We start from the raw sequence: 2,978 nt of genomic DNA, 5'->3' as shown, positions 1-2,978 counted from the left end.
CGCACGCTAGGCGCTCGGAGCGGGCGGCTCAACCCCCGTCCGGAATGTGAAACCCGGTCGGTGAGCCGCTGCGCGCTCGCCAGCTCGGCGGTCGCGAACTCCACGGCCTGCCCGGGACGGCCCAGCTCCACCAGCGACACCACCGTGTGCAGGCGGTTCGCGGCCTCGTGCGCCTGCGAGCGCAGCGACTCGGCGAACCCGCGCACCGTGTCCAGCTCGCCCGTCAGCGCCTGCAGCTCGGTGTGGTCCCGCAGGGTGACGACGTTGCCCATCACCCGGTCCCCCGACCGGACGGGCGAGGTGTTCACCACGAGCACCCGCGTGTCCCCCACATGGATCTCGTCAGACCGCGGCTCCGCGGACACCAGCGTCGCCACCAGCTCCTCCGGCAACCCCAGCTCCGCGACGTCCCGCCCCTGCGGCTCCCCCCGCGCCCGCCCGGGGATCGCGGCGGACGGGAAGGGGCCGTGGGGGGCGTCCAGGTCGAGGAGGTGTCTCGCGGCGTCGTTGCAGAGGACGACGCGGCCGGTGCGGTCGAGGATGAGGAGCCCTTCGCGGACGGCGTGCAGGATCGCCTCGTAGTACTCGAACATGCCGCGCAGCTCGTCAGGGGCGACGCCGCGGGTCTGGCGGCGCAGGCGGGCGGAGACGAGGTAGCTGCCGGCCATCCCGACGGCGAGGACGGCCCCGGCGACGGCGCCGAGGGCCAGCAGGCGCTGGCGGAGCTCCGCCGAGATCGCCTTGACCGTGATGCCGACCGCGACCAGGGCCACCACGCGGCGGTCCTCGCCGAAGACGGGCGCGACGGTGCGCACGGACGGCCCGAGCGTGCCGGTGTAGGTCTCGGTGAACGTCCGTCCGGCGAGCGCGGGGGCGGTGTTGCCGACGAACGTCCCGCCGATGCGCGCGGGGTTCGGGTGCGTGTAGCGGATCCCGGCCGGGCTCATGATCGTGATGAAGTCGACGCCGGTGTCGTGCCGGACGCGTTCGGCGTAGGGCTGCAGGAGGCGGGTCGGGGCCGGGTCGGCCAGCGCGGCCCGGACGGTCGGGGCGTCGGCGATGCTCGCTGCGACCGCCGAGACCGTCTGGGCCGCGCTGTCGTCCACGGCCCGGCCGGAGTCGAGGAAGGCCAGCGCCGCGCCGGCCGCCACGAGGAGCCCGACGATCGCCGCCTGGAGCACGAGCAGCTGCCGGGCCAGGCTCCAGCGGCCCGGCGCCGCCCATCGAGGACGCACTCCCGCCCCTCCCCCTCGCATCTCGCCGTCACCCCGTCGCACCTTGCCGTGAACGAAATGTACACAAGGGTGACCCCGGTCACAGAACCGCGCATAGTCACGTGGGGACAGACCCCCAGCCCCCGCCCGACCTGCGAGCTCACCTCCAGAGCGGCGCCCACGGTGTGCATGCTCCGGCTCCGGCCGGAGGATGGGCGCCGCCGCGGGGCGGCGGCCCGCCCGCGGATCCGACCGGACCGGGCGGGCGCCGCCCCTCGCACCGATGCCGGGGTCCTGAGCCGAGGAGGTCCCCCGTGGCCCCGTCCGCCTCCCAGCCTGCGCGCGACCGCGTCCACTACCTGTACCTCGCCGTCGTCGCCGCCGTGGTGGCGGGGGCCGTGGTCGGCCTGGCCGCGCCGGACTTCGCGCAGGAACTGAAGCCGATCGGCACCGCCTTCGTCAACCTGATCAAGATGATGATCTCGCCGATCATCTTCTGCACCATCGTCCTCGGCATCGGCTCGGTCGCGAAGGCGGCCGAGGTCGGCCGGATCGGCCTGGTCACCATCGCCTACTTCCTGGTGATGTCGACGCTGGCCCTGGCCATCGGGCTGGTGGTGGGGAACCTGCTGCACCCGGGCTCCGGGCTGCACCTGGACCCGTCGTCCGTCGCCGAGGCGAAGTCGCAGGCCGAGGGCGGCGAGGGCACCACCGACTTCCTGCTCGGGATCATCCCGGACACGCTGGTGTCGGCGCTGACGGAGGGGCAGGTGCTGCAGGCGCTGCTCGTCGCGCTGCTCACCGGGTTCGCGCTCCAGGGGCTCGGCCCGGCGGGCGCGCCGATCCTGCGGGGCGTCGAGCACCTGCAGCGGCTGGTGTTCCGGATCCTCTGGATGATCATGTGGGCGGCGCCGGTGGGGGCGTTCGGCGCGATCGCGGCGGTGGTCGGGTCGAGCGGCTGGGACGCGCTGAAGAGCCTCGCCGTGATCATGCTGGGCTTCTACGCGACGTGCGCGGTGTTCGTGTTCGCGGTGCTCGGCGCGGTGCTGTGGGCGGTCAGCCGGATCAGCGTGTTCGCCCTGCTGCGCTACCTCGCCCGCGAGTTCCTGCTGATCCTGTCGACGTCCTCGTCGGAGTCGGCGCTGCCCCGGCTGATCGCGAAGATGGAGCACCTCGGGGTGAGCCGCCCGGTCGTCGGCATCACCGTGCCGACCGGGTACTCCTTCAACCTGGACGGCACCGCGATCTACCTGACGATGGCGACGCTGTTCATCGCGTCCGCGCAGGACCAGCCGATGTCGGTCGGCGCGCAGATTCCGCTGCTCCTCTTCATGATCGTCGCGTCGAAGGGCGCGGCGGGCGTCACCGGCGCCGGGCTCGCCACCCTCGCGGGCGGCCTCCAGTCGCACAAGCCCGCGCTCGTCGACGGGGTGGGGTTCATCGTCGGCATCGACCGGTTCATGTCCGAGGCCCGCGCGCTGACGAACTTCGCGGGCAACGCCGTCGCCACCGTGGTCATCGGCACGTGGACGAAGGAGTTCGACGCCGAGCGGGCCCGCGGCGTCCTGTCCGGCGAGGACCCGTTCAACGAGGACACCCTGCTGGACGACCACGGTCCGGCCGCCGAGCCCTCCGGTCCGCGGAAGGAACCGCTCCCCGCACCCGGCATGGGCCAGGCGCCCGAGAAGGTCGCCGCCTACCTGGAGAAGCACGAGAGCCTCGGGCCGTGGCTCGACAGGTTCTCCATGTTCGACGTGTTCGCGG

Annotated in this window: 2 protein-coding genes; one reads left to right on the top strand and one right to left on the bottom strand. The window is 73.3% G+C overall.

The genetic code is table 11. The features are described 5' to 3' along the window. The coding region (locus AB0C69_RS40590) for a PAS domain-containing protein (RefSeq protein WP_360361849.1) at positions 1-1,235 on the bottom strand (1,235 nt) is incomplete at its 3' end. Between the two features lie 293 nt (positions 1,236-1,528). Here AB0C69_RS40590 and AB0C69_RS40585 point away from each other — a divergent pair. Next, positions 1,529-2,978 (top strand): cation:dicarboxylase symporter family transporter (locus AB0C69_RS40585; protein ID WP_360361846.1); only part of this gene is annotated, 1,450 nt, incomplete at its 3' end.

Source organism: Actinomadura sp. NPDC048032 (assembly GCF_040653175.1).
Lineage (GTDB): Bacteria > Actinomycetota > Actinomycetes > Streptosporangiales > Streptosporangiaceae > Spirillospora > Spirillospora verrucosospora.
Note: the sequence above shows the minus strand (reverse complement) of the source record. Positions and strands in the feature narration are given on the sequence as shown.